This is a genomic window from Synechococcus sp. RedBA-s (assembly GCF_024345495.1).
GTDB lineage: Bacteria > Cyanobacteriota > Cyanobacteriia > PCC-6307 > Cyanobiaceae > Regnicoccus_A.
Window position 1 is genome coordinate 167646 of the sequence record NZ_JAGQBF010000001.1, and the last position, 23046, is coordinate 190691.

Annotated in this window: 18 protein-coding genes and 2 pseudogenes; 10 read left to right on the plus strand and 10 right to left on the minus strand. The window is 64.2% G+C overall.

Annotated elements, in window-relative coordinates; genetic code table 11:
• Positions 1-225: 225 nt before the first annotated feature.
• The 5 genes from KBY67_RS00785 to KBY67_RS00805 are packed head-to-tail and all read right to left on the minus strand — an operon-like array spanning position 226 to position 4845.
• Positions 226-1509 (minus strand): mechanosensitive ion channel family protein, encoded by a 1284-nt coding sequence (locus KBY67_RS00785; RefSeq protein ID WP_255107555.1) that lies wholly within the window; start codon positions 1507-1509, stop codon positions 226-228.
• Positions 1510-1519: 10 nt separating this feature from the next.
• Positions 1520-2809: an extracellular solute-binding protein gene (locus KBY67_RS00790; RefSeq protein ID WP_255107557.1), complete on the minus strand. Its 1290-nt coding sequence runs from the start codon at positions 2807-2809 to the stop codon at positions 1520-1522.
• Positions 2806-3717 (minus strand): oxidoreductase, encoded by a 912-nt coding sequence (locus KBY67_RS00795; RefSeq protein WP_255107559.1) that lies wholly within the window; start codon positions 3715-3717, stop codon positions 2806-2808. Before KBY67_RS00795 ends, KBY67_RS00790 begins: the two co-directional genes overlap by 4 nt.
• Before the next feature lie 24 nt (positions 3718-3741).
• Positions 3742-4545 carry a methyltransferase domain-containing protein gene (locus tag KBY67_RS00800; protein ID WP_255107561.1) on the minus strand — a complete coding sequence of 268 codons (804 nt, stop codon included), beginning with the start codon at positions 4543-4545 and terminating at the stop codon, positions 3742-3744.
• A 39-nt stretch (positions 4546-4584) separates the two neighbouring features.
• On the minus strand, positions 4585-4845 hold the full coding sequence (locus tag KBY67_RS00805) for a hypothetical protein (RefSeq protein WP_255107563.1): 261 nt from the start codon (positions 4843-4845) through the stop codon (positions 4585-4587).
• A 146-nt stretch (positions 4846-4991) separates the two neighbouring features.
• Between KBY67_RS00805 and KBY67_RS00810 the strand changes: the two genes are divergently transcribed.
• From KBY67_RS00810 to KBY67_RS00845, 8 genes and pseudogenes are all read left to right on the plus strand, one after another.
• Complete coding sequence (locus KBY67_RS00810) at positions 4992-5480, plus strand: protein phosphatase (RefSeq protein ID WP_255107565.1); 489 nt, start codon at positions 4992-4994, stop codon at positions 5478-5480.
• 63 nt (positions 5481-5543) lie between these two features.
• A complete protein-coding gene (locus tag KBY67_RS00815; RefSeq protein WP_255107631.1) occupies positions 5544-6167 on the plus strand; it encodes a 2OG-Fe(II) oxygenase in 624 nt (207 codons plus the stop codon).
• 764 nt (positions 6168-6931) lie between these two features.
• On the plus strand, positions 6932-7225 hold the full coding sequence (locus tag KBY67_RS14805; protein WP_399213636.1) for a DUF1003 domain-containing protein: 294 nt from the start codon (positions 6932-6934) through the stop codon (positions 7223-7225).
• A 47-nt stretch (positions 7226-7272) separates the two neighbouring features.
• A pseudogene (locus KBY67_RS00825) lies at positions 7273-7922 on the plus strand (IS1595 family transposase); the annotation flags it as partial.
• Between the two features lie 12 nt (positions 7923-7934).
• On the plus strand, positions 7935-10310 hold the full coding sequence (locus KBY67_RS00830) for an arylsulfatase (protein WP_255107569.1): 2376 nt from the start codon (positions 7935-7937) through the stop codon (positions 10308-10310).
• Between the two features lie 5 nt (positions 10311-10315).
• Positions 10316-10984, plus strand: coding sequence for a hypothetical protein (locus tag KBY67_RS00835; protein WP_255107570.1), 669 nt, complete (start codon positions 10316-10318; stop codon positions 10982-10984).
• Between the two features lie 150 nt (positions 10985-11134).
• Positions 11135-12487 carry an efflux RND transporter periplasmic adaptor subunit gene (locus KBY67_RS00840; protein ID WP_255107571.1) on the plus strand — a complete coding sequence of 451 codons (1353 nt, stop codon included), beginning with the start codon at positions 11135-11137 and terminating at the stop codon, positions 12485-12487.
• On the plus strand, positions 12484-13074 hold the full coding sequence (locus KBY67_RS00845) for a GUN4 domain-containing protein (protein WP_255107572.1): 591 nt from the start codon (positions 12484-12486) through the stop codon (positions 13072-13074). Before KBY67_RS00840 ends, KBY67_RS00845 begins: the two co-directional genes overlap by 4 nt.
• Positions 13075-13299: 225 nt before the next feature.
• On the opposite strand, the gene KBY67_RS00850 is transcribed toward KBY67_RS00845, so the two are convergent.
• A complete protein-coding gene (locus tag KBY67_RS00850; RefSeq protein WP_255107573.1) occupies positions 13300-16515 on the minus strand; it encodes an efflux RND transporter permease subunit in 3216 nt (1071 codons plus the stop codon).
• A gap of 55 nt (positions 16516-16570) precedes the next feature.
• Positions 16571-17311 carry a potassium channel family protein gene (locus tag KBY67_RS00855; protein WP_255107574.1) on the minus strand — a complete coding sequence of 247 codons (741 nt, stop codon included), beginning with the start codon at positions 17309-17311 and terminating at the stop codon, positions 16571-16573.
• 105 nt (positions 17312-17416) lie between these two features.
• On the opposite strand from KBY67_RS00855, the gene KBY67_RS00860 reads away from it, so the two are divergent.
• Positions 17417-20278 carry a valine--tRNA ligase gene (locus KBY67_RS00860; protein WP_255107583.1) on the plus strand — a complete coding sequence of 954 codons (2862 nt, stop codon included), beginning with the start codon at positions 17417-17419 and terminating at the stop codon, positions 20276-20278.
• A gap of 27 nt (positions 20279-20305) precedes the next feature.
• Here the strand turns inward: KBY67_RS00860 and KBY67_RS00865 are convergent, their stop codons facing one another.
• From KBY67_RS00865 to KBY67_RS00875, 3 genes and pseudogenes are all read right to left on the minus strand, one after another.
• Positions 20306-21244: a DUF5996 family protein gene (locus KBY67_RS00865; RefSeq protein WP_255107586.1), complete on the minus strand. Its 939-nt coding sequence runs from the start codon at positions 21242-21244 to the stop codon at positions 20306-20308.
• Positions 21245-21425: 181 nt separating this feature from the next.
• A complete protein-coding gene (locus KBY67_RS00870) occupies positions 21426-21905 on the minus strand; it encodes a hypothetical protein (RefSeq protein ID WP_255107589.1) in 480 nt (159 codons plus the stop codon).
• A gap of 243 nt (positions 21906-22148) precedes the next feature.
• A pseudogene (locus KBY67_RS00875) lies at positions 22149-22280 on the minus strand (MscL family protein); the annotation flags it as partial.
• A 244-nt stretch (positions 22281-22524) separates the two neighbouring features.
• Here KBY67_RS00875 and KBY67_RS00880 point away from each other — a divergent pair.
• Positions 22525-23046, plus strand: a 522-nt coding sequence (locus KBY67_RS00880) for a cytochrome b/b6 domain-containing protein (RefSeq protein WP_255107591.1), incomplete at its 3' end; no start/stop codon positions are given.

The window sequence follows — 23046 nt, forward strand, 5'->3', positions numbered from 1 at the left end:
CGCGACTTGGCTACTTAATTGAGGCCATTGTCGTTGCTGAGTTCGTTTGCCAATACAGAGAATCCAATCCACCGGCAGGCTCGAACCCGGTGATTGTGTTTCCGATGCTGCCCACCCTGGCGGGCGCTCTGGTCGTCACCCTGATGGCCCGCCTCTACAACAACGCCGTGCGCAACAGCCGCTACCCGAAACACTGGTGAGGGCGAGTGCGGCCACTGCCCGGGACTACGGGGCCCCTGGGCGTTCTTCTGCTCGATCCGTCGCTCGTTCCGGCGTGGTCTGATCCGTTCTGGCCTGGTGCTCCACCTGCTGCGGGAAGGGAATCTCGATGGCCTCCTCGCTGAAGCGGTGCCAGATGGCGATGCTCACCTCACTCTTGATGCCAGAGTTGTTCATTGGATTCTCGATCCAGTAGCGCAGGGCGTAGTTGATCGCCGAATCTCCGTAGCTGAGCAGCAGGGCCTTCGGGGCCGGCTGGGGCAGCACCCGCGGTGAAGCCAGAGCCACTTGCTCCAGCAGGCCAATCACGGTTTCAGGGTCGTGGCGATAGGCGGCCGACACGTCCACCTGGCTGCGGCGCATCCGGTCGGAGCCCGTGTAGGTGGTGGTGGTGGTGGTGAAGAAGTCCTGGTTTGGCACCACCAGCTCGGCGTTGTCGCGGTCGCGCCAGAGAACGGCGGCCCGCAGCCCCAGGCTGCGCACTTCGCAGGGGTCGCCATCGATGAACAGGATCTCGCCTGGCCGCACGGATCCCTCGAACAACAGCCACAGCCCACTGATGAAGTTGGAGAACACCTCCTTGATGCCGAAGCCCAGGCCCACCGAGAGGCCACCGGCCATGGCGGCGATCGCGGTGGGGTTGAGCCCGATCCGGTGCATCACCCACAGGACTCCGCCGCCGATCAGCAGGTAGCGGCAGGCGATCTGGATCGCCTGCCGGGTTCCCTGGCTCAACCCCAGCAGCCGCTGCAGGAGTCCGCCCAGCCAGGCCACCGGAAACTCCGACAGCACCACCAGGAAATAGGGAATGGTGAACAGCAGCACGGCGCCGCCGGTGCTGAGCGGTTCGTTGAACAGGCGGAAAAGTGGAATATCGGCCACCTCCTGCAGCGAATCGAGCTGGTTGACCAGGGATCCCGCCAGGAACAGCAGAAAGAGGGGCTTGACGATGCGGCCGTAGAGACGATCGGTCGGTGCCGCCCCGAAGCGCCCAGCCAGCACCACCCGGGCCACGATCAGCCCCTGCCAGATGGCATAAACCCGCACGGCGTACTCCACCAGGCCGGTCGGTTGCCCGAGCGCCTGGAGGAGTTCGGCGCTCAGCCACAGGGCCAACAGCAGACCGAGGCTGCCCAGCAGCCGCACCAGGGGGGGGCGTGCGGCCAGCCGGGGTTCGATGCCCCAGTGGTGGCCGAGCATCAGTGCCGCGATCGCGAATCCCTGCAGCAGCACCAGGGGGCGGCTGAGGTAGCCCAGCCAGCCGGCGATCTCGAGGAGAAGCTTGTCCATTGGCCCGTGCTCAGGGGGTGCCGGGGTCCGGGGGTGCTCCGCCCGGAGCGCTCAGATCCTGGAGCACCCCATCGACATCGAGGGTTCCCAAGATCAACTGACGCAGCAGGTCATTCAGCTGGTCCCCCTGTTGCTCCACCACATGGGGATTGCGCAAGTTCAGCATGATGGAATTGTCCATGCTGGCGGTCATGACCGCGAAACGGTCCGAACTCTTGGTGGGGATCAGCACCTGCCGGTTAACCGGCAGACTACCGGGAACGTCCAGCATCAGTCGCCGCTGATTCACCGGGTTGAGGGTGAACAGCACAAAGGCTTTTGCCAGTTGGCGTTGGCGGGGGCTGGAATGTTCCCCGAAGCTCCAGACCTTCAGGTGGGTGAGGGTGGTGGCCGGTTGGCCGGCCCTCCCCGGCAGTTGCGACACCCCCAGGGAGGACCCCAGCTGGCGGCCCAGGAGTCCCAGCCAGAGGCTGTGGCAACTGATCCAGTCCCGTTCCCCCTTGCCCAGCCGGTCCCGCAGTTCGATCACATCCTCGGCGAATTCCACGTTCAGTTGCTGATTGGCATCGTCCAGCCAGTTGAGCCAACCCCGCAGCTGGCGCTGCTCCACGGCATCAAGCCTTGTTGGGGCGGCGGCATTGCTGTTGTCGGATTCCAGCAGAGCATTCAAGCTGCCCTTGGCTTCGCTGCCGCTGGTGGTCCAGTAGAGGTCGGGGGCGCTCAAGGGAAGGCCTACCCGCATTCCCTTGGCGCTGAGGGCGATCAGCTCGTCCAGGCTGGTGGGCGGAACAGGAACGCGTCGCTTGTTGAAGCAGGCAAGCTGTGCCTCCGCCAGCAGGGGCACCGCCAGGAATTGGTTGTTCGCCAGGCGAAACCGGGAGAGGAAGCGGTTGTGGATCTCATCAAAGCGCTTGCCGGGAAAGCTCACCGGGGCGGTCAGGTTCTGCTCGTGCAACTGCAGCGCCGTGAAAAGCCGGGTCACCAGCAGATCAGGGCCGAGGGCGCGAGCGTTGCGTAAGGCCGTGGCGGGCACGATTGCTTCGCTGGGGAAGTACTGCACCTGGATGCGCACCCCTGGATTGACCTGCTCGAAATCCTTGAGCAGCTGCAGAACGGCCTCATGGGAATCGCCGATCTCCGCCTGGCGGCTCAGGTCGGATTCGTTCTCGACGTAGATGAACAGCGTGTCAGGGAGGAAGCCGTTGCTGCAGCCGCCAAGGCCGAGCAGCAGCGTCAGGGTGCAGCCGAGCTTGAGGATCCGCGGCGCTCGGGGCGATTGCCGTCCAGATCTCCGCCTCAAGACCGGGCCTCCGTGAGGACCTCGCTCACCTCCCAGAGCCTGCGGCGCTGGACGGGATCAAGGGCGGCCGGGGCGATCCGTACCTGGGTCGGCCAGCCGCGCATCCCCCCCCATTGATCAGGCCCGTAGTGTTCGCCCCCTGTCGCTGTTGGGGCGGTGGCGGCATGGAGCTGGGGAAGGGCCCCCATGGCGGCGCTCTGGAAGAGGGGGTCCATCAGCCGGTAGGCCAGTTCTTCAAGGCGGGAGCCATTGGCTACCACCGACGCCGGCTGCAGGTTGGTGCGGGCCAGCCCTGGATGGGCTGCCAGGGATGCCACCGTGCTGCCTGCCGCCTCCAGCCGCTGCTGCAGTTCGAGAGCGAACATCACATTGGCCAGTTTGCTCTGGCTGTAGGCCGCCCAGCGGTCGTAGCGCCGCTCCGCCTGCAGGTCGTCGAAGGCGATCCGCCCGAAGTACTGGGCGCCTGAGGTCACGGTCACCACCCGGGCGTCGGGGCGCCCCTCCATCAGGGGCAGCAGGGCGGACGTCAGGGCGAAATGCCCCAGGTGGTTGGTGCCGAACTGCAGCTCGAAGCCATCGTGGGTGAGGCACCGGGGCGGAGCCATCACGCCAGCGTTGTTGAGCAGCAGATCCAGGCGGCCGTAATGCTCCTGCATCCAGCACGCTCCGGCGCGCACGCTGGCCAGATCAGCCAGGTCAAGCTCGAGCACTTCCAGCCCCGCAGTCGCGGCCGGCAGCAGCTCGCTGCGCGCCTCCTCCCCCCGGGAGCGAGAGCGGCAGGCGAGAACCACCGTGGCTCCCCGGCCCGAGAGGGCCCGGGCGGTCTCGAGCCCCAGCCCGCTGTTGGCGCCGGTGATCAGGGCGATCCGGCCGCTCTGGTCAGGACAGTCGGTCAAGGTCCAGGGCATCGGGCTACTCGGCACTCAGGTGAGTCATCGTGTCGCGCGGATTTCCATCACCGTGGGCCCGACCCAGAAGGCACCTCGATCCTGCCGCGCCGCCGCCATCTCGGCCCGTGCCCGCCCGGCCTCCCCATCACTCCAGAGCCCCTGGCGGATCAGCTCCGGGCCGTAGGTGGTCACGAAGCGCTCCAGCCAGCGCGCCACACCGTCGCCCAGGCGTCCCACCACCGTGAGAGGCCGTAGTTCATCAATGCGAAATCCCCGCTGCGTCAGCAGCGACGGCAGACGTCGGTTCACATCCGGATCCCCGCCGGCGGCCAGGAAGCTGGCGTGGGCGGCGCGGCCGAAGCTGGCCACCCCCTCGGCGTCGGGATGCAACCCGAAGCTGCTCCAGTGGATGTACTCGTGAATGACCAGCCGCGCTCCCGGCTGCAGCTGGGCAGCAAGTCGATCGAGCAGGGGGTCGAGCTCGCGCAGGAACATCAGCACCCAGCGGCACCACACCAGGTCAAAAGACTCCTGGGGGAAGGGATCCCGGCAGAGGTCGTGCTGACGCAGCTCCAGCTGGCCCAGCCCCTTGGCTGCCGTGCGTGCCGCATCGACATAGGCCGCACTCAGCTCCAGACCAAGCACCCGACCCGCGGGGCCGACGTCCTGGGCGAGTTCCAGGGCCACGAAGCCCGGCCCGGCCCCCAGATCCAGCACCCGTTCGCCAGGCGTCAGTCCAGCCCGTTGCCAGGCAAGCCGAGCCTCCGGCAGCCAGAGCTGATGTTGGAGCCGGAGCCGCTCGAGCTCGATTGGATCGGTGCCGAGAAGATAGGTGTCGGAGGCCACCGGTGCGTGGGTGTGAGCTCAGCTCAGTGTGATCCGAGGTCAGTCCTCACCGGGGAAGAGCAGCTCGGCCAGCTCGTCGGGATCAACGTCGTAGACGCGGGCTAGGGAGGTTTCGATCGCCGAGGTCACCTCTCCGGGCAGGAAGCGCATGGAGTTGAGCGCGTCCTCGGTGATGTCGTCGGTGAGCAGTTTCTCCTCACCGCCGAGTTTTTCGTCGTTGATCATCGCCATCACCCAGCTCTGGTAGGCGTAGACCAGATCGGAGAACTCGAGCTCCGGGTCGTTCAGATCCAGGGCCATGGGCATGTTCTGTGCAAGCCCATGCAGTTTGCCCCCAAGGGCAGACCCGAGACGTTTCAGGCGCGTCAGGCGACACTCCTGTGCGGAACTCCTGATCAGTTCCCGTGCCTGGGGCAGCCTGGGTTTCCCCTCAACAGTCTCTTTCCGTGACCCCTGCCGGACCCGGCGCCAGCTCAGCCCCGGCCTCGGCGCTGCAGGCCTGCCTGTTCGACTTCGCCCTCGGCGAACTGGTGCGCCAGCACCGCACCAGCTTCCCGCCGCTGTGGACCACCGAGAGCTGGGCCAAGCTGATGATCTGGCTGGCGCTCAATTGTGGCGCTGACGGCAGCCGCGAGGGTCTGGAGGCGTTCGCCGGCGCGATCGGCCCTCACGCCACGGCCCGGATGCGGCGGCTGTTCTTCGAGCGTGAGCTGGAGGAGGTGAACCTCAAGCTGATGGCGGATCCCGCCGAAGCCCTGGTGCTCGCGCTGCCCCTGGAGCCCGCCGGAGGGGAGGGCGGGCTGGCCGCGGATACCCTCAGCGCAGCCCTGGAGCAGGTGGGCCTTGCGCAGCAGGTGAGCACCGATCCGCACACCTGGGTCCGCCATGAATCTGCGGTGGCCATTCCCTGGACGCGGCTGGCCTCGCCGAGCTGAGTTCGGCGCTGAGAGGACGTGCCGGGGGTCTTTCCTACGGTGCCCGCCAGTGGCAGGCATCTGATGCGCCTGATCGGCACCTACCGAAATCCTGGCTATGAGGCTCTGGCTGATGCGGCCCTGGGTTTCTACCTGCGGCGGGCGGATCTGCGCCGCCCGGGCGTTGCCTTTGGCCATGATCCCGCTCAACCCGCCAAGGTCTCGACCGACATCAGCCTGGTGGCGATCGACCGCTCCGACCCCGAAGCCCACGGCCTGGCGGAGGCGATCCTGCGGGGGGTGTCGGCCGGGTTGCAGCGCTACTTGAGCGAGCGCTCGCTGCTGCTGGAGGTGTGCCCGGAGCGTTCCCTGTTCGTGAACCCGATCTTCAACCTGCAGCACTACGCGCCCGGCGAGGGATTCCGCAGCTGGCACTGCGACTGGACCACCAGCGAGGAGGCCACCGAACCGATCCGGCGCGTGCTCGCCTGGATCCTCTACCTCAATACCATCCCCGATGGCGGCACAGAGTTCCACTGGCAGGAGCACCACGAGGAGGCCGAGCGGGGCAAGTTGCTGATCTTCCCGGCCAGCCCCTCCCACACCCACCGTGGGCGCATCTCCACCAGCCACGCTAAGACGATCGCCACCGGCTGGATCAACGCCGGCACCCTGGAGTCCTACGTGGCGCGGCTGGCGGCGAATTGACTTGAAATTCCAGTCCCTCATCGCTGAGGTTGAACAAGCAGATGCAACACCAGCACCTTGGAAGAGAATGAGCGGGTCAGACTTCTTCCAGCAAACAGGTCTCATGCGTGCGTGCCTGTAACCCCTGACTCACAGTGGTTTGAACGATTTTCAGCTGAACAGAAACAACCTTTGCATGCTTCACAGGCTGCCAGGGAGAAACGTGGATGTTTCGAGCTGCTGATGGCACCACCTCCAGAAGGCGTGGGACAGGCTGAAGCGGTGGATCCTGAGATGGTTGAGGCCTCTGCCGCCTGATGCCGTTCACGTTCTCCGAGGGGTGCACGGATCCATACAGCTGTGGTGTGGCCACGGACGGCGACGCAGACGCCAGCCACCGGGTCGATCGCCCGATGAGGCCTCGACGCCGGGCACGAGAGGGAAAAGACGACTTAGGGAACCTCTGATCAACTCTGGATCGGGGAATTGGGAACACTGCGATGCAATGAGTCTCGGCAGGGAAAGCCAATCCCAAGGAAGTTATTCAGAGCTTCCCTAGGATCCAATGTTGCGAATAAGCCTTACGCAGATTCGCCACAGTTCTAGATGGCATTCACCTGATTCCCAGGCAGAAGCATGGCAACAGCAACAAAGCCGATCAAGAAAAAATCACCCCTGAAAAATATCTTTTGCTTCAGCGGTTGCGGCGTAGAAAGCCTGGGCTCAATCCGCCAAGTGATCGGCTTTCCTGGGGTGAATCTATTGCGGATCGGGTTGCGGCCGTGGTGGGCTCCTGGCGCTTCATCATCATTCAGGCGGCTGTCCTGATTCTCTGGATCATCGTCAATGCCGGCAGCAAGGGGGAGCGCTGGGATCCCTATCCTTTTATTCTTCTGAATCTGATGCCCTCCTTCCAGGCGGCCTGTGCTGCCCCAATCATCATGATGAGCCAGAATCGACAAGCTTCGATTGATCGAGCTGATGCCAGAAACGATCATCTGGTGGGTAGCAAGCTCCGTCAGCCGGCTTTGTCGCATAAGCTGGTACGTGTGTACCACAGGTATCTGCCATGGCCATGAGTCGGATTCAGTTCCAGGCCGGCCTGTCGCTGCCCAAGTTCAGCCACCTCTCTTCACTCGCTCTGAGGCGCCATCTCGGCGTGAACTACCGCACGGCATGGCTGGCTCACAACAAGATCATGCAGGCGATGAAGGAGCGGGATGGGGCCTATGTCCTGCGGGGAAAGGTACAGGTGGATGCTGCCTTCCTTAGCGGAGAACGCTGTGGTGGCAAGCCTGGTCGTGGATCAGAGAACAAGGTACCGATCGTCGCGGCCATTTCTCTCGATGATGCGGGCCACCCCAGGCACGTGAAGCGTGCCACCGTGGCCGCGTTCTCCTTTGCCGCCATCGCTGATTGGGCACAGGATTCACTCGCGATAGGATGTGAAGTGATCTCCGACGGGCTGGCCTGCTTCCGCGCTGTGCCAGAAGGCGGTTGCCTGCATCAAGCTGTGGTGGTGAAAGGACGCCATCCCAGTGAACTGCCGGAATTCCGCTGGATCAACACGGTGCTGAGCAACTTGAAACCAGCTTCAGTGGTACCTTCCATGCCCTGAAATTCGATAAGTACGCTGATCGCTACCTGGGTGCCTTCAATTACCGCTTCAACCGGCGCTTCAACTTGGCAGCGATGACCGAGCGTGTGGTTCATGCCATCTGCAGCTGCGGCGCTCGGCCGGAGCGCGTCTTGAGGAGTGCGGAGTTTGCTACCTAATCAAGTTCACCGATGACCTCTTCCGATCCCGTGCAACGCCAGATCCTGCCGATCCCAGATCAACCCCATGTGGGCCTGACCACCTACGACGCCAGGGATCCAGATACGACCTATCCGCCGATTCGGGATCTGCGGCCGCCGGCGGGAGCGCCCAATGTGCTGGTGATCCTGCTGGATGATGTGGGGTTCGGTGCTTCGAGCGCCTTCGGTGGGCCCTGCCAGACGCCCAACATCGAGAAGCTGGCCGCAGGCGGCCTCAAGTACAACCGCTTCCACACCACCGCCCTCTGTTCCCCCACCCGGCAGGCCCTGCTCACCGGTCGCAACCACCATTCGGTGGGCATGGGCGGCATCACCGAGATCGCCACGGCCGCGCCTGGCTACAACTCGATCCTGCCGAACAGCTGCGCACCCCTGGCGCGCACCCTGAAGCTCAACGGCTACTCCACCGCGCAGTTCGGCAAGTGCCATGAGGTGCCCGTCTGGCAGACGAGCCCGATGGGACCCTTCGATGCATGGCCCAGCGGCGGCGGCGGCTTCGAATACTTCTACGGCTTCATCGGCGGCGAAACCAACCAGTGGTATCCGGCGCTCTACGAAGGCACCACGCCGGTGGAACCCCAGAAAACTCCCGAACAGGGCTATCACCTCAGCGAGGATCTGACCACCAAGGCGATCAAATGGATCCGCCAGCAGAAAGCGCTGATGGCCGACAAGCCGTTCTTCACCTATTTTGCTCCTGGAGCCACCCATGCTCCGCACCATGTGCCCAAGGAATGGGCCGATAAGTACAAAGGCCAATTCGACCGGGGCTGGGACGCTCTGAGGGAAGAAACCTTCGCCCGTCAGAAGCAGTTGGGGGTGATTCCAGCCGATTGTCAGCTCACGGGGCGACATGCCGACATTCCCGCCTGGGACACGATCACGGCCGAGATGAAGCCGATTCTCGCCCGCCAGATGGAGGTGTATGCGGGCTTCCTGGAGCACACCGATCATCACATTGGCCGCTTGATCGATGCGCTTCAGGATCTTGAGATTCTCGAAGACACGCTGATCTACGTGATCATCGGCGACAACGGCGCCTCAGCGGAGGGCTCCCTCCAGGGCTGCTTCAATGAAATGGCTCCGCTCACGGGCTTTGCACACCTGGAGACCCCCGAGTTCCTCACCGAGCGACTGGATCAACTGGGCGGAGTTGAGGCCCACAATCACTACGCGGTGGGCTGGGCCCACGCCATGGACACGCCTTACCAGTGGACCAAGCAGGTCGCCTCCCATTTTGGCGGTACCCGCAACGGCACCATCGTTCACTGGCCCAAGGGAATCCAGGCCAGGGGCGAAATCCGCAGCCAGTTCCACCATGTGATCGATGTGGCCCCCACCATTCTGGAAGCGGCTGGCCTGCCCCAGCCCACCTTCGTGAATGGCGTGCAGCAGCGTCCGATCGAAGGGGTGAGCATGGCCTATTGCTTCAACGACTCCAAGGCGGCCGAACGGCGCCAGACCCAGTACTTTGAGATGGCGGGCAACCGCGGTATCTACCACAAGGGCTGGACCGCCGTGACCAGGCACCGGACCCCCTGGGTCACCGGCCAGGTGAAACTGGCCGCCTTCGACGACGATGTCTGGGAGCTCTACGACACCAGCACCGACTGGACCCAGGCGCGGGATCTGGCCATGGAGCATCCCCAGAAGCTCCATGAACTGCAGCGGCTGTGGCTGATCGAAGCCACCAAGTACAACGTGCTGCCGCTGGATGATCGCTTCGCCGAGCGGGCCAATCCCGAGATTGCCGGCCGGCCCCAGCTGATCAAAGGAACACGGCAAGTGCTGTTCGGCGGCATGGGCCGGCTGAGCGAAAGCTCGATCGTCAACTTCAAGAACAAGTCGCACGCCATCACCGCCGAGGTGGTGGTGCCTCCAGAGGGTGCTGAGGGCGTGATCGTCGCCCAGGGTGGCCTCACCGGTGGCTGGAGCCTCTATGCCAGAGAAGGCAAGCCGAAGTACTGCTACAACTTCTATGGCGTGAACCGCTACACGATCGCGGGCACGGCGACGATTCCGGCGGGAACCCATCAGGTGCGCATGGAGTTTGCCTACGACGGCGGCGGCCTGGCCAAGGGGGGCACTGTGACGCTCTATGTGGATGGTCAGAAATCGGGCGAGGGCCGGGTGGAGCAGACCGAACCGATGGTGTTCTCCGCGGACGAGACCTGCGACGTCGGCTTTGAGGCCGGTTCGCCGGTGACCGACGACTACCCGACAGCCGGCGGCACATTCAGCGGCGAGGTGAACTGGGTGGAGATCGCCGTCGACAAGGACGCCGAGGATCTCGACCATCTGATCAGCCCGGAAGAACGGCTGCGCTTGGCCATGGCACTGCAGTAGCCGGCATGGACCAGAACAAATCCGTCAAATCCCTGCGCATTGAACTGCGCTGGTCCGCCGCCTTCGCCGTGGTCGTCCTCTGGGCGCTGGAGCGAGGGCTGCCCAACCGGTTCCGGCTCCTTCCTGCCGGCTACGACTTCATCCTCTTCGGCATGGCGTTAATCCCGATGCTGGCCGTCGGACTGACGGCCGGCAGCCGGAGGTGGTTGCGGATCGAGCGCGTGACCACCGCCCTCTTCGTTGCGGTCACCGGCAGCATCACGCTGGCGAGTCTGGTCATTCTGATTGAGGAGATGCTGTTTGGCCGAGGACAGCTCAGTGCCATTGAGCTGCTCGCCTCCGGGGTCGCGATCTGGGTCTCCAACGTGGTCACCTTCTCCCTGACGTTCTGGCATGTCGATCGCGGCGGCCCCGAGGCGAGGCTCAATCGTCTGCCCATCCGGGCGGACTGGTTCTTCCCCCAGGAGGGGGTTCCCGATGCCGTGAGCCCAGACTGGCGACCCACCTTCATCGATTACCTGTTCCTGGGCTTTTCGACGGCGACGGCCTTCAGCCCCACCGGGGCCATCCCGCTCAGCGCGCGGGCCATGCTGCTGATGATGCTCGAAAGCTCCATCTCCCTGTTGACCATCGCCGTGATCGCGGCCAGGGCCATCAACATCCTCGGCAGTTGAGTGCGCCGTTCAGTGCAAGGCCTTGGGGACCCCCAAGCCGGAGCCGATGTTCCATCATGCCGTGCCGTGCCGTGGCCTGACTGGATGCACTCGGCAATTCTCCGTTCGGCGAAGTGGAGCAGCCCAAGCTGTTGCAGGATCCTAATCAGTGTGATCAAGCTGCTGAACTTGAATGGCAATCTGCTGTCGATAGAATACGGCTTGGGCACGATCTTGATTGACATGAAGGTGACCGTTTCGCGGAAGCTGGATAATAGCTTTTGCAGCAACATCGATGTCATTGTTGATCTCAGTGTTGACGTGGTTCTGGCCTTGCAGCGGATCCCTAGGGAATCCGCCTGCCGTGGACCCACAATGAAGAGACCTTCTCTTTCCAGGCTGGTGCGAATGTGTCTCCCGTGGCCGGCTTCTCATCCAGGCTGCCGCATCCTCAGCGGCTCAGTGCTTGTGGGCCTGGCGGTCGCTTTGGTTGCCTGTCAGCCGGACCCTTCCAAGCCGCTGCCTAAACCCTTGGCCGTATCGGTGCAGGCAGCGGGCAGCCACAGCTTTCCAGAGGAGATTTCCAGCATCAGCACCCTTGAGGCCCCCGAGGAAGTGAGCCTGGCCGCCCAGGCCGGCGGGCGCATCCAGAGCCTGCGCATCCGCCAAGGGGATCAGGTGCGGCAGGGCCAATTGCTCGTGGTGCTCGACCAGACCCAGCTGCAAGAGGAGGTCAAGGCTCTTCAAGGTCAGCGGGATGAGAGCCTGTTGAATTACCAGCGCTTCGACTACCTGCAGAAACAGGGAGCTGCCAGTGCCATCCAGCGTGATGCCCTCCGTCAGAATTTCATTGCAGCAGAAGCGGGCCTAAAGGCCAAACAGGCCGATCTTGCCTACAAGGATCTACGTGCCCCGATCGACGGGGTCGTCAGTGACGTGGCCGTGAAGCCGGGTGATGTGATCCGTGCTGGCACCCCGTTCACCACCATCCAACGGACATCCAGGTTGCTGGCGAGGCTGGAGGTGCCATCGCGCTATGGCCGGCAGGTGCGCCCTGGTCAGCCTGTTCTGCTCAACACACCCAGCGGCACCGGCATGGTGGAGGGGAGGGTGGTGTCAATCGATCCGCGGGTGAACGATGCCACCCAGACCTTCCTGGTGAAAGCGGAGCTGGACAATCCAGCCGGAGAGTTCCGCAATGGCGAACGGGTGCGTACACGGCTGATGATCGGCACACGACCCCAGCTGGCGGTCCCTGCCCTGGCTGTGACCAGAACCAGCGGCCAGACATTCGTCTTCGTGATGGGTAGCCTTTCGGATCTTGAACGTCTGCCGGGGAATGCCCCCATCGAAAAGCTGCGTACGCTCCCGCCGTCGACTCGCTTCTCTCTGAAACAGCCGGTGAAACTGGGGCCCCTGCAGGACAACCGCTACCCGGTGCTCAAGGGCCTGCAATCCGGACAAGCGGTGATCGTGAGCAACCTGTTCAGCCTGCGCCACGGCATGACGGTGACCGTGCGATGAACGATCTCGAACAGCGGGTGCAGCATCTGGAGCAGCAGATCATGGGTCTTTCCTCCCAGCTCCAGGAGCTTCAGCAGACCTTGCTGCAGGTGGGAGATGTGCAGCGTTTTTCTCGCTTGCGGGCGTTGCTGAGCGCCGGGGATCTGGATGCCGCCGATCTGGAGACGGCTCACCTCCTCTTCGATGAACTGGCGGGTCCGGATGGGGACATCTGCCCGGAGTCGCTGGAACGGTGTCCAGCCGGTCCACTCCAGATTATCGATGCGCTCTGGCGCTCCAGCACCGGCAACCACCAGGGATTCACCGTGCAACAGCGTCTCTACCGTGATTTGGGAGGCAGTCGCGAGAGCCTCATCGCCCAGGACCACGGCCTGTTCCATCAGTTCACCCAGCGGGTGGGCTGGCCCCTGGTGGAAGGCGTGGGCTTTGCCATGCCCGAGGACCTCACGGTGCCGGTGGCCACGGCCCTGGACACGGAGGGAGCCCTGCTGGAAGGGCATTTGCCCGTGCGCTGCTGGGCCACTGACTATGGCCTCAAGGCCGCGAACCTCTTGATGGCCCGCCTGATCGAGGTTTTCGCTGACTGAGTCTCCTCCGCTGGGCTTGGGCAATGGTGGCGAAGCCTGCAGCGACCAGTGCCCCGACCCCGGCTCCGACGCGGGGATAGGCGCGGTAAAGCCGTTGGTAGGGGAGGCTGCGAAAGCGTTCCTGGCCCGTGGGGTCCTGCCCCAGCGGCTCGATCGCCCGGCCCAGGGCGAATCCGATCGCAGCGCCGATCAGGGCGGCGAACAGGCGTTGGCGGTTGGCTCGGTTCACCTCAGACCCGGCTCAGGACTGGCAGGCGCTTCCAGGAGGTAACGCCGCTCCAGTCCCTTGATGATCACAAACAGCACCGGCGCGACCGCCAGACTGAGCACAGTGGAGACCAGATAGCCGCCAAAGCTCACCGTGCCGATCGACCAGCGGCTGATGGCACCGGCACCGGAGGCCGTCATCAGGGGGATGTAGCCCACCAGTCCCGAGGCCGCTGTCATCACGATCGGTTGGAAGCGAACCTTGGCTGCATTGATAGCGGCCTGGGGCAGGCTCATCCCCAGCCGCAGAAACTCGTTGGCTTGCTCGACGATCAGGATGGCGTTCTTGCTGGCCATGCCGATCAGCATGAGCAGGCCCACCTGGGCAAAGATGTCGTTGCTGATCACGGGCCAGAAGCCACCGGCCTGCAGCAGGTTGGCGCGGAGCCAGATCGCCCCCATCGCACCGAGACTGGCCAGGGGCACGGTGAGCAGGATAATCAGAGGGTCGATATAGCTGCTGTACTGGGCGGCCATCACCAGAAACACCAGAACGAAGGCCAGCGCAAAGATTGCTGTGGTGGCCCCCCCTGCACTTCTCTCTTCAAGCGAGAGACCAGACCACTCGTAGCCGAAGCCAGGATCGAGGGTTTCCGCAGCCAATTGCTCCATGACTGCAATCGCCTGGCCTGAACTATAGCCGGGGGCAGGAACCCCCTGGATCTTCACAGACTCGTAGACGTTGTAGGCCGTGATCGTGGGTGGAGCGATGAACGGCTCGGTTTTGATGACATTCTGGAGCTGCACCAGCTCGCCGGAGCGGGAGCGCACAAAGAAAGAGCCGATGTCGCCAGGCTGGCGTCTCTGGCTCCCCTCAGCCTGTACATAGACCCGATACTGGTCAGCTCCAAGAATGAAGTCGTTGACATATTTCCCGCCGAGGTAGGCCTCAAGGGTGCCGAAGGCTTCATTGACGTCAACGTCGAGGGCCTGCACCAGATCCCGATCCAAGGTGATGGTCATCTGCTCGGTGGCAGGAGTGAACGTGGTGGTGACCCGTTGCAGTTCAGGGCGATCTCTGGCAGCGGCAATCAGGGTCTGGGCGTTTTGAATCAACACCTCCATCGGCTGACCGGCCCTGTTCTGGAGGTGAAACTCGAAACCGCCGGTGGCGCCGACCCCGTCAACGGGCGGGACATTGGAAGCAAAAGCAAAAGAGCCGGTTACTTCCTGCTGGAGCCTGCCATTGATCGCTTGCAGCAGGCTGAAAACGGATTGGTTGGCCTCGGTACGTTGATCCCAGGCTTTCAAGCGCACGAAGAAGAGGTACTTGTTGTAGGCGTTGCCTTCCAGTCCGTATCCCGCTGCTCCCAAGAAACTTTCGATCTCCGGATAGCCCTTGAGAATGCCGCTCACCTGGGCGACCTGCTTCTGGGTATAGGTCAGGGCAACCGTGGGAGGACATTCTCCCAGCAGGATCATCAGGCCCTGGTCCTCATCGGGGATGAACCCAGTCGGCACAATGCCCAGCATCGCCACCGTGGCGATCAGGCCGGCCACAAAAAGTGCAAACACAATGTGGCGGAGCTCCATCAGCTGTTGGATGGTTTTGCCGTACCAGGCCACCAGTGATCCGAACATCCGGTTGAAACCCCGGAACAACCAACCCAGTCCCCAGTTGATCCCGCGCTGTATCGCATCTGGCGGTGATCCTTCGGGGCGCAGAAACAGGGCACTGAGAGTTGGGGAGAACGTCAGAGCGTTGAATGTGGACAACACAATCGCCGCTGCCAGGGTGACGGCGAACTGGCGGTACACGATGCCGGTGGTGCCCGGGAAGAAGCAGACCGGAATGAACACCGCTAGCTGCACCAGTGCCGCAGTGATGGTGGGAGTGGCCAGCTCGTTCATGGAATCGAGCGCCGCCTGCAGCGGCTTCATGCCCTGGCCAAGCTTGTCCTTGATCGACTGCACGATCACCACGGCGTCGTCGGTGACGGTGCCGATCGCAAGGATGATGCCGAACATGGTGAGCTGGTTGATGCTGAAGCCCATCCCCAGCACCACCGCCATGGCGCCCACCATCGCCACCGGCATCGCCAGGGCCGGCACAACGGTGGAGCGCCAGTCCTGCAGGAACAACAGGATGGTGAGCACCGCCATCACGATGGCATCGCGCAGGTTGCCGGTCACATCCGTCAGGGAGGTGGTGACGAACAGGGTGGAGTCGTAGGGAATCTCGAAGCGGATGCCGGGCGGGAAATCGGCGGACAGTTGTTCGATCTTTGCCTTCACCTGGTTGCCCGTATCGAGGGCATTGGCACCCGGCAACTGGTACACGAAGAGGGCCACAGAGGGCTTGCCGCTCTGGGTGGTTTCCACGTCGTAATTCTCTGCTCCCAGCTCGACCCGCCCCACATCGACAAGCTTCACCAGGGTTCCGTCAGCACCCCGCTTGATGATGAGGTTCTCGGCATCGGCCACATCGCGGAAGCGGCTTTCGGCCTTCAGGGGAATGGTCACCTCCTGACCTTTCGGGCTGGGCTGCTGCCCCAGGCGACCCGCGCCGGTCTGGATGTTCTGGTCCTGCAGGGCCCGCTCCACATCGAGCGGTGTCAAACCGAAGCCGGCCAGCTTGATCGGGTCTAGCCAGATCCGCATGGCATAGCGACGTTCTCCGATGATCGAGATATTACCGACACCCGGTACGCGCCGGATCTCATCGCTGAGGTTCTGGTCGACAAAGTTGCTGAGGAATAGTGGGTCGTAGAGCGGATCACCGCTGGCGTCGGTATCGGAGTAGAAGCCGTAGGCCACCAGGATGCTCGGCGAGGCGGCCTTCACGGTCACGCCGGTCTGCTTGACCACGTCGGGCAGGGTTGGCGACGCCTGACTGACCCTGTTCTGAACGTTGACCTGAGCAATATTGCGATCGACGGCGACTGGGAAGAAGACGTTGATGTTGGAGATGCCGTCGGAGGAGGTGTTGGAGGAGATGTACTTCATGTCCTCCACCCCGTTGATCTCCTTCTCCAGCACCCGGGTCACGGTGTCGAAGGTGGTGCGGGCATCCGCGCCGATGTTGGTGGCCGTGACCTGGATCTGGGTCGGTGCCAGCTGGGGCAGCTTTTCGAGGGGCAGCAGGGGGATCGCCACCCCACCGACGAGCAGAATCACCAGGGAGCACACCGTGGTCAGAACCGGGTTGCGGATGAACCGGTCAGAAAGACTCACGACAGCCCCTGGGAGGTCAAGACTCTAGACCTGGTCAGCGGATGCCCATTCATGGTCACTCAGCCTCCCGGCCTTCGGACTGCAGGGTGAAGCGGCTGATCAGGAGGCCCATCACCACCGCCACGTAGAAGGTGCCGGTAATGGAGATTGCTACGCTGAGTATCTGGGCCAGGGGCGTCTGGGGGGTGATGTCCCCATAGCCGACGGTGGTGAGGCTCACGAAGGAGAAATAATTGATCTTGATGAAGTTCAGGCGCCACACCGCTTCAGTCGTGTCCAACCCCTGCGGGGTGAATGCCACGTTGCTGAAGCTTCCCGGCACCAGGGTTTCCAGGGCGGCGCCGATCAGGCCGCCAGCCAGCCCCAGCATCAGGTAACCCGCCAGCGCACCGCGCAGGACCGGGGCGTTCACCGTGCGCTCCAGCGCCAGGCTGCGGATCAGCCGGGCCGCACTCCACAGGCTGAAGAGACTCCAGAGCACGATCACCGGCACACCGGTCTGGCGCAGCTCCACGGGTGTGAGATACCAGAGCACTGCGACGGCCAACGCGGCGATCCCCAAGCCCTTGAACAGCAGTCGTTGCATCGGCCCAAAGCTGAGGACTCCGTCGGGATTGCCAAGTCCTTGGATCATCACGACTCCCATCAGTTGGTAGGCCATGGAGGAGATGCCGTTCCATGGGTGGGGGAGGGTGAACAGGACCAGAATCAGCACGCATACGACCAGCAGCCGCGCATAGACCGCGTGCCGGCGGGGTTGGAAGGGCTTGAAGGTGGAGCGATCTGGGTCACTCATCGCTTCCATGGCAGGGACTGCCTGTTTAGGAGCCCCCACCATGGCCAACGGCCGACGGGCCGGCATCCTTTGAGACCATGGGGCCACTGCTGGTGCTCCGTTGCCATGGCCGAGGCCACCCCTGCTCAAGCCGAGGCTGCCCTGCCCAAGACCTACGACCCTGCCGGCACCGAAGACCGCTGGCAGGCGGCCTGGGAGGAAGCCGGTGCCTTCCATCCCGATCCGAACGCCCCGGGGGAACCCTTCAGCGTGGTGATCCCGCCGCCGAATGTCACCGGCAGCCTGCATATGGGCCACGGCTTCGAGACGGCCCTGATCGACACGATCGTGCGCTTCCAGCGTCTGCAGGGCAAAAACGTGCTCTGTCTGCCCGGCACCGACCACGCCTCGATCGCGGTGCAGTCGATCCTGGAGAAGCAGATCAAGGCCGAGGGCGGCAGCAAGGACGACCTGGGCCGCGACGCCTTCCTCGAGCGTGCCTGGAGCTGGAAGGCCGAGAGCGGAGGCACGATCGTGGGTCAGCTGCGGCGCCTGGGCTACTCGGTGGATTGGCGGCGGGAGCGCTTCACCCTCGATCCCGGCCTCAACAAAGCCGTGGTGGAGGCCTTCGTGCGCCTGCACGAGCAGGGGCTGATCTACCGGGGCGAGTACCTGGTGAACTGGTGCCCGGCCTCGGGATCGGCGGTGAGCGATCTCGAGGTGGAGATGAAGGAGCTCGACGGCCACCTCTGGCACTTCCGCTATCCGCTCACCGCTGGCGGCGGTGAGGGCTCAGGTGGTCTCGACCATCTGGTGGTGGCCACCACCCGCCCCGAAACCCTGCTGGGCGACACCGGCGTGGCCGTGCACCCCAGCGACCTCCGCTACGCCGCCCTGGTGGGCCAGACGATCACTCTGCCGCTGGTGGGCCGCGAGATCCCGATCGTGGCCGATGGGCACGTCGATCCGGCCTTCGGCACCGGCTGCGTCAAGGTGACCCCCGCCCACGACCCCAACGACTTCGCCATCGGCGCCCGCCACGGCCTGCCCCTGATCACGGTGATGGCCAAGGACGGCACCATGAATGCCGCTAGCGGACGCTTCGCCGGGCTGGATCGCTTCGAGGCCAGGAAGGCGGTGGTGGCGGCGATGGAGGCCGAAGGCTGCCTGGTGAAGGTGGAACCCCATCGCCACAGCGTGCCGTTCTCGGATCGGGGCAAGGTGCCGGTGGAGCCGCTGCTCTCCACCCAGTGGTTCGCCCGGGCCGAACCGCTGGCCGCCCGCTGCCGCGAGGCCCTCGATCAGGGCGAACCCCACTTCGTGCCCCAGCGCTGGGAGAAGGTCTACCGCGACTGGCTCACCGACATCCGCGACTGGTGCATCAGCCGCCAGCTCTGGTGGGGCCACCGCATTCCCGCCTGGTTCGTGGTGAGTGAAACGGGCGGCGTGATCAGCGACGCCACCCCCTATGTGGTGGCGCGTGACGCCGTTGAAGCACAGGCGAAGGCGGAGGCGCAGTTCGGCGTCGCCAGCCGGGCGGAAGGGCGGGAGCTGCAGCTGGAGCAGGACCCCGACGTGCTCGACACCTGGTTCTCCAGTGGCCTCTGGCCCTTCTCCACCCTGGGCTGGCCCGACGAAAACGCCGCCGATCTGGCCACCTGGTATCCCACCAGCGTGCTGGTGACCGGCTTCGACATCATCTTCTTCTGGGTGGCGCGGATGACGATGCTGGCCGGGGCCATGGAGCCCGCCTGCGCGGGACAGCCCTGGATGCCGTTTGCCGACGTGATGATCCATGGCCTGGTGCGGGATGAGAACAACCGCAAGATGAGCAAGAGCGCCGGCAACGGCATCGACCCGCTGCCGCTGATTGAGCGCTACGGCGCCGACGCCCTGCGCTTCGCCTTGGTGCGCGAGGTGGCCGGCGCCGGCCAGGACATCCGCCTCGACTACGACCGCGCCACGGGCAGCTCGGCCACGGTGGAGGCAGCCCGCAACTTCGCCAACAAGCTCTGGAACGCCACTCGCTTCGCCCTGATCAACCTGGGCGGCGAAACGCCAGCCTCCCTGGGCGAACCCGATCCCGCTCACCTCACCCTGGCCGACCGCTGGATCCTCTCGCGGCTGGCGCGGGTGAACCAGGAAACAGCCCAGCGCTACGGCAGCTACGCCCTCGGTGAATCGGCCAAGGGGCTCTACGAATTCGCCTGGAACGAGGTGTGTGACTGGACGATTGAGCTGCTCAAGCGGCGGCTCAACCCCCGGCCCTCCAGCGAGGGCGACATCCCGGGCGAGACCCTCAGCCCCGAAGCCCTGGCCGATCAGCAGGTGGCCCGGCAGGTGCTGGCCAAGGTGCTGACCGAATTGCTGGTGCTGCTGCATCCGCTGATGCCCCACCTGAGTGAGGAGCTCTGGCACGGGCTCACCGGCGCCCCGGAAGAAACCTTTCTGGCCCTGCAGGCCTGGCCGGCTGTGAACGAGGCGGCCCTCGATGAGGCGCTGGAAGCCCAGTTCGCTGAATTGATCGAAGCGATCCGGGTGGTGCGCAACCTGCGGGCCGTGGCGGGCCTCAAACCCTCCCAGAGCGCGCCGGTGGTGTTCCTCACCAGCCGGCCGGAGCTGGCGGCGGTGCTGCGCGAGGCCACGGGCGACATCACCGCCCTCACCCGGGCGACCTCGGTGGAGGTGCGCGATCCGGCCGCTGCGGATGCGTCTGCCGTCGGTGAGCGCTGCCTGGCGGCGGTCAGCGGTGAACTGCAGGTGCTGTTGCCGATCGAGGGCCTGGTCGACATCGAGGCCCTGCGCGGCCGCCTGGAGAAAGACCTCGCCAAGGCGGAGAAGGAGATCAAGGGCCTGGCTGGCCGCCTCGCCAACCCCAACTTCGCCGGTAAGGCGCCGCCGGAGGTGGTGGCCGAGTGCCGCGCCAACCTGGCCGAAGCCGAGGCCCAGGCGGCTCTGGCCCGGGGGCGGCTGGCGGGGCTTGGCTGAGCTGTGCCGCATCGGCACAGCTCAGCCCTAAGCGGAGATCGGTTGCCGCTCCAGCTGTTCCCGGTCCCAGTTCAGGCCTTGAGCGGCAGCCTCGTAGGTGCTCTGCAAGAAGCTCAGCAGCAGCTCGTCGGGTGATGGGGCTGCTCGAACGGCTTCGTAGGGGAGGAGGAACTCGCCGAGCGAGGCCTTCCAGCTGGCTTCAGCCGGTGTGATTGAACTCTCGGCGAATCCTGGTGGCGTTGGATAGGCATACGAATAGAAGCTTGGTTCCTGCACACCGCCGCCCCCTGGCCAGAATCCTGCACTGATCACTTCATGGGAGTAGGCCTCACGGGTCACCCAGTCTGGGAGGTTGGGAATGCCACCAGGGTGAACCGGTGCCAGCTGGCCAGAGAAGCGGGTCACAGCCAGATCGAAACTTCCCCAGAAGAAATGAACCGGGCTGCACTTGCCCAGGAAACGGGATCGGAAGTCCTTGAAGACACGATCGGCTTGCAGCAAGGCTCTCCAGAATCGGCAGGCTGCATCAGGGTCGTAGTGGTGATGAAGCGTGTCCTGCTCGAAAGGAATGGCGTCCGCGATCTCACACGGTGTGGTTCTGATCTGGACATCGATCCCGAGGGCGTGCAACTCAGCCATCACCGCCCCATAGAACTCAGCCACACTGCGGGGCTCCAGGGCGACCTGACGCCGCTCCCCCAGGCTGGTCTGAATCACCAGCTGGTGATCAATGAAATCGAAGGTCAGCTCGAACAGGCGGCCGCCATGGGGAATGGGTGAGGTGGTGAGGCCACGGGTGCTCAGGTAGAGCGGAGCGTGCCAGGAGTGGTTGGTCCATGGTGTTTGAACCAGGCGGATCTTGCCGATGATCTGTATCCAGAGCTGCAGGGTTGTGGCGGTTTCCTCCCAGTCGAGATAGGGAATGTCGGGCCAGTCTTTGCCTGTTGAGCGCTGGCTGACGATCATGGGATCTCACGACATGGCTTCTCTCATTCTGTGGCCAGAATTCGGGATCCATGCTGATCCTGGCCGACTGCTGGATTCTCTTCGGCCTGGGGAAGCCGCCAAGAGGCTCGACGTGTTCGCATGGACGCGAGTAGGCGATGAGCGGATCTGGAGTGAGCCCCCGCTGTGGCTTCCGTCTGCATTACAACAACGTCCCCTGATGCTCCACCGGCTCCAGCTGAGCTGACTCGGCCCGCTCCTCCGCTTCGCTGGCCTCCACTTCCAGAACCTGTTCGATCACCCGGTCGGTGAGCGCATCGAAGTAGGCCGAGAGGGTCTGCTGCAGCTCCAGGAATTCCGGCCAGAGCGTCTCGTTCACGAAGAGGCGGCTCAGCCGCGCCATCACCGTGGTGCGCCGCTGGCCGCGATACCGGTAGGGCTGGATGCCGTAGCGCCGCATCAGGGCCACGAACAGGTGTCGCGACCACTGGTCGGAGAGGGAGAAGCGGAACTCCACCGGTGGCTCCTCGGCCGCCAGTTCCCGCAGGCGGGCCTGGATGCGTTCGCGCGCCCGCTCGGCCGCCACCCGCTCCCCGTCAGTGGTAGGCCTGGCGAACAGGGCCTCGATCCTCCGCAGCTTCGCCACCAGCTGCTCCTCCGGTCCCGCCGGTGGCGCGCTCACGGTTCGTGTACCGGACGCAAAGCCTCGGGTGGAACCCTGGGCGGTGGATCGCTCACGGCGGGCGATGGTGCTCGACTCCCAGATTCAACTGAGCAACCGTAGACGTCTCTGAGATGCGTCCAGTCTTGCTGAGTTCGCCTACGCGCGCAGTGATCTCGAGCAGGAGATCGAGCGAGTTGGCGATGATCTGCACCTCCGACCTGCGGGCCGCCCCTACAGCCCCTTCCGGTCCAGCGCCTCGGCCAGCCTTGTCACCGCATGGACCACCTTGCCGAAGGCGCCGGCGATCACCACCGCCACCGCAAGCTCAACCACATTGCCCTTGTTGATGAAGGCCTTGAAATCGGCAAGGAAGCTGGAGCGACGCGGGGCCATCAGCCGAACATCTTGTGGAATTGAGATAACCTACTTGTCAGGAGAACGGACAACCCTCCGGGAGCCATCGACGGCAATGGCCTGTAGACCGATCGCACCCATCTGAGCGGTGTGCAGATTTGCGGCGTGCATGTCAGCGATGGACCAATCGTTGATTGCGAACCGGTGATGGGCAACCCGAGGCGTGTCTCCGGCAATCCATTGGCCAGGCTCACCGGTATCCCCTCCAGGATCTCCATCACCCATGCCCGAGGTTCCGGTCCAGTCCGCCCGCATCCGCCACGCGCCCTGGTGGACCCGGGCCTTCCATGCCTTCAACCTGCTGGTGCTGCTGGTCATGGCCGGCAGCGGTCTGCAGATCTACAACGCCAATCCGGTCTTCGGGGGGCGGGGGGGCGCCACCATGCCGGAGCTGTTCACCCTCGGTGGCTGGCTGGCCGGCGGCCGCGACTGGCATTTCGGCTTCATGGGGCTCTATGCCCTCAACCTCGGTCTCTGGATGGCCCTGCTACTGGCCCAGCGCCGGCGGAGGTTGGCGGAGGTGGGGGATCTGAGCACCCTCAGGGCCAGTGTCCACGCGCCCAGGCGTCGACTGGCCAGTCACCGGCTGGTGTACACGCTGATGCTGATCCTGCTGGGCTTCAGCCTGATCACCGGCCTGGCGATGTATAAGCCGGCTCAGTTCTGGTGGCTCTCGGGGCTGTTCTCGTTCGGTGAGGCCTTTGGTGTCACCGCCTGGCACACCCAGCCGGGGTGCCACATAGCC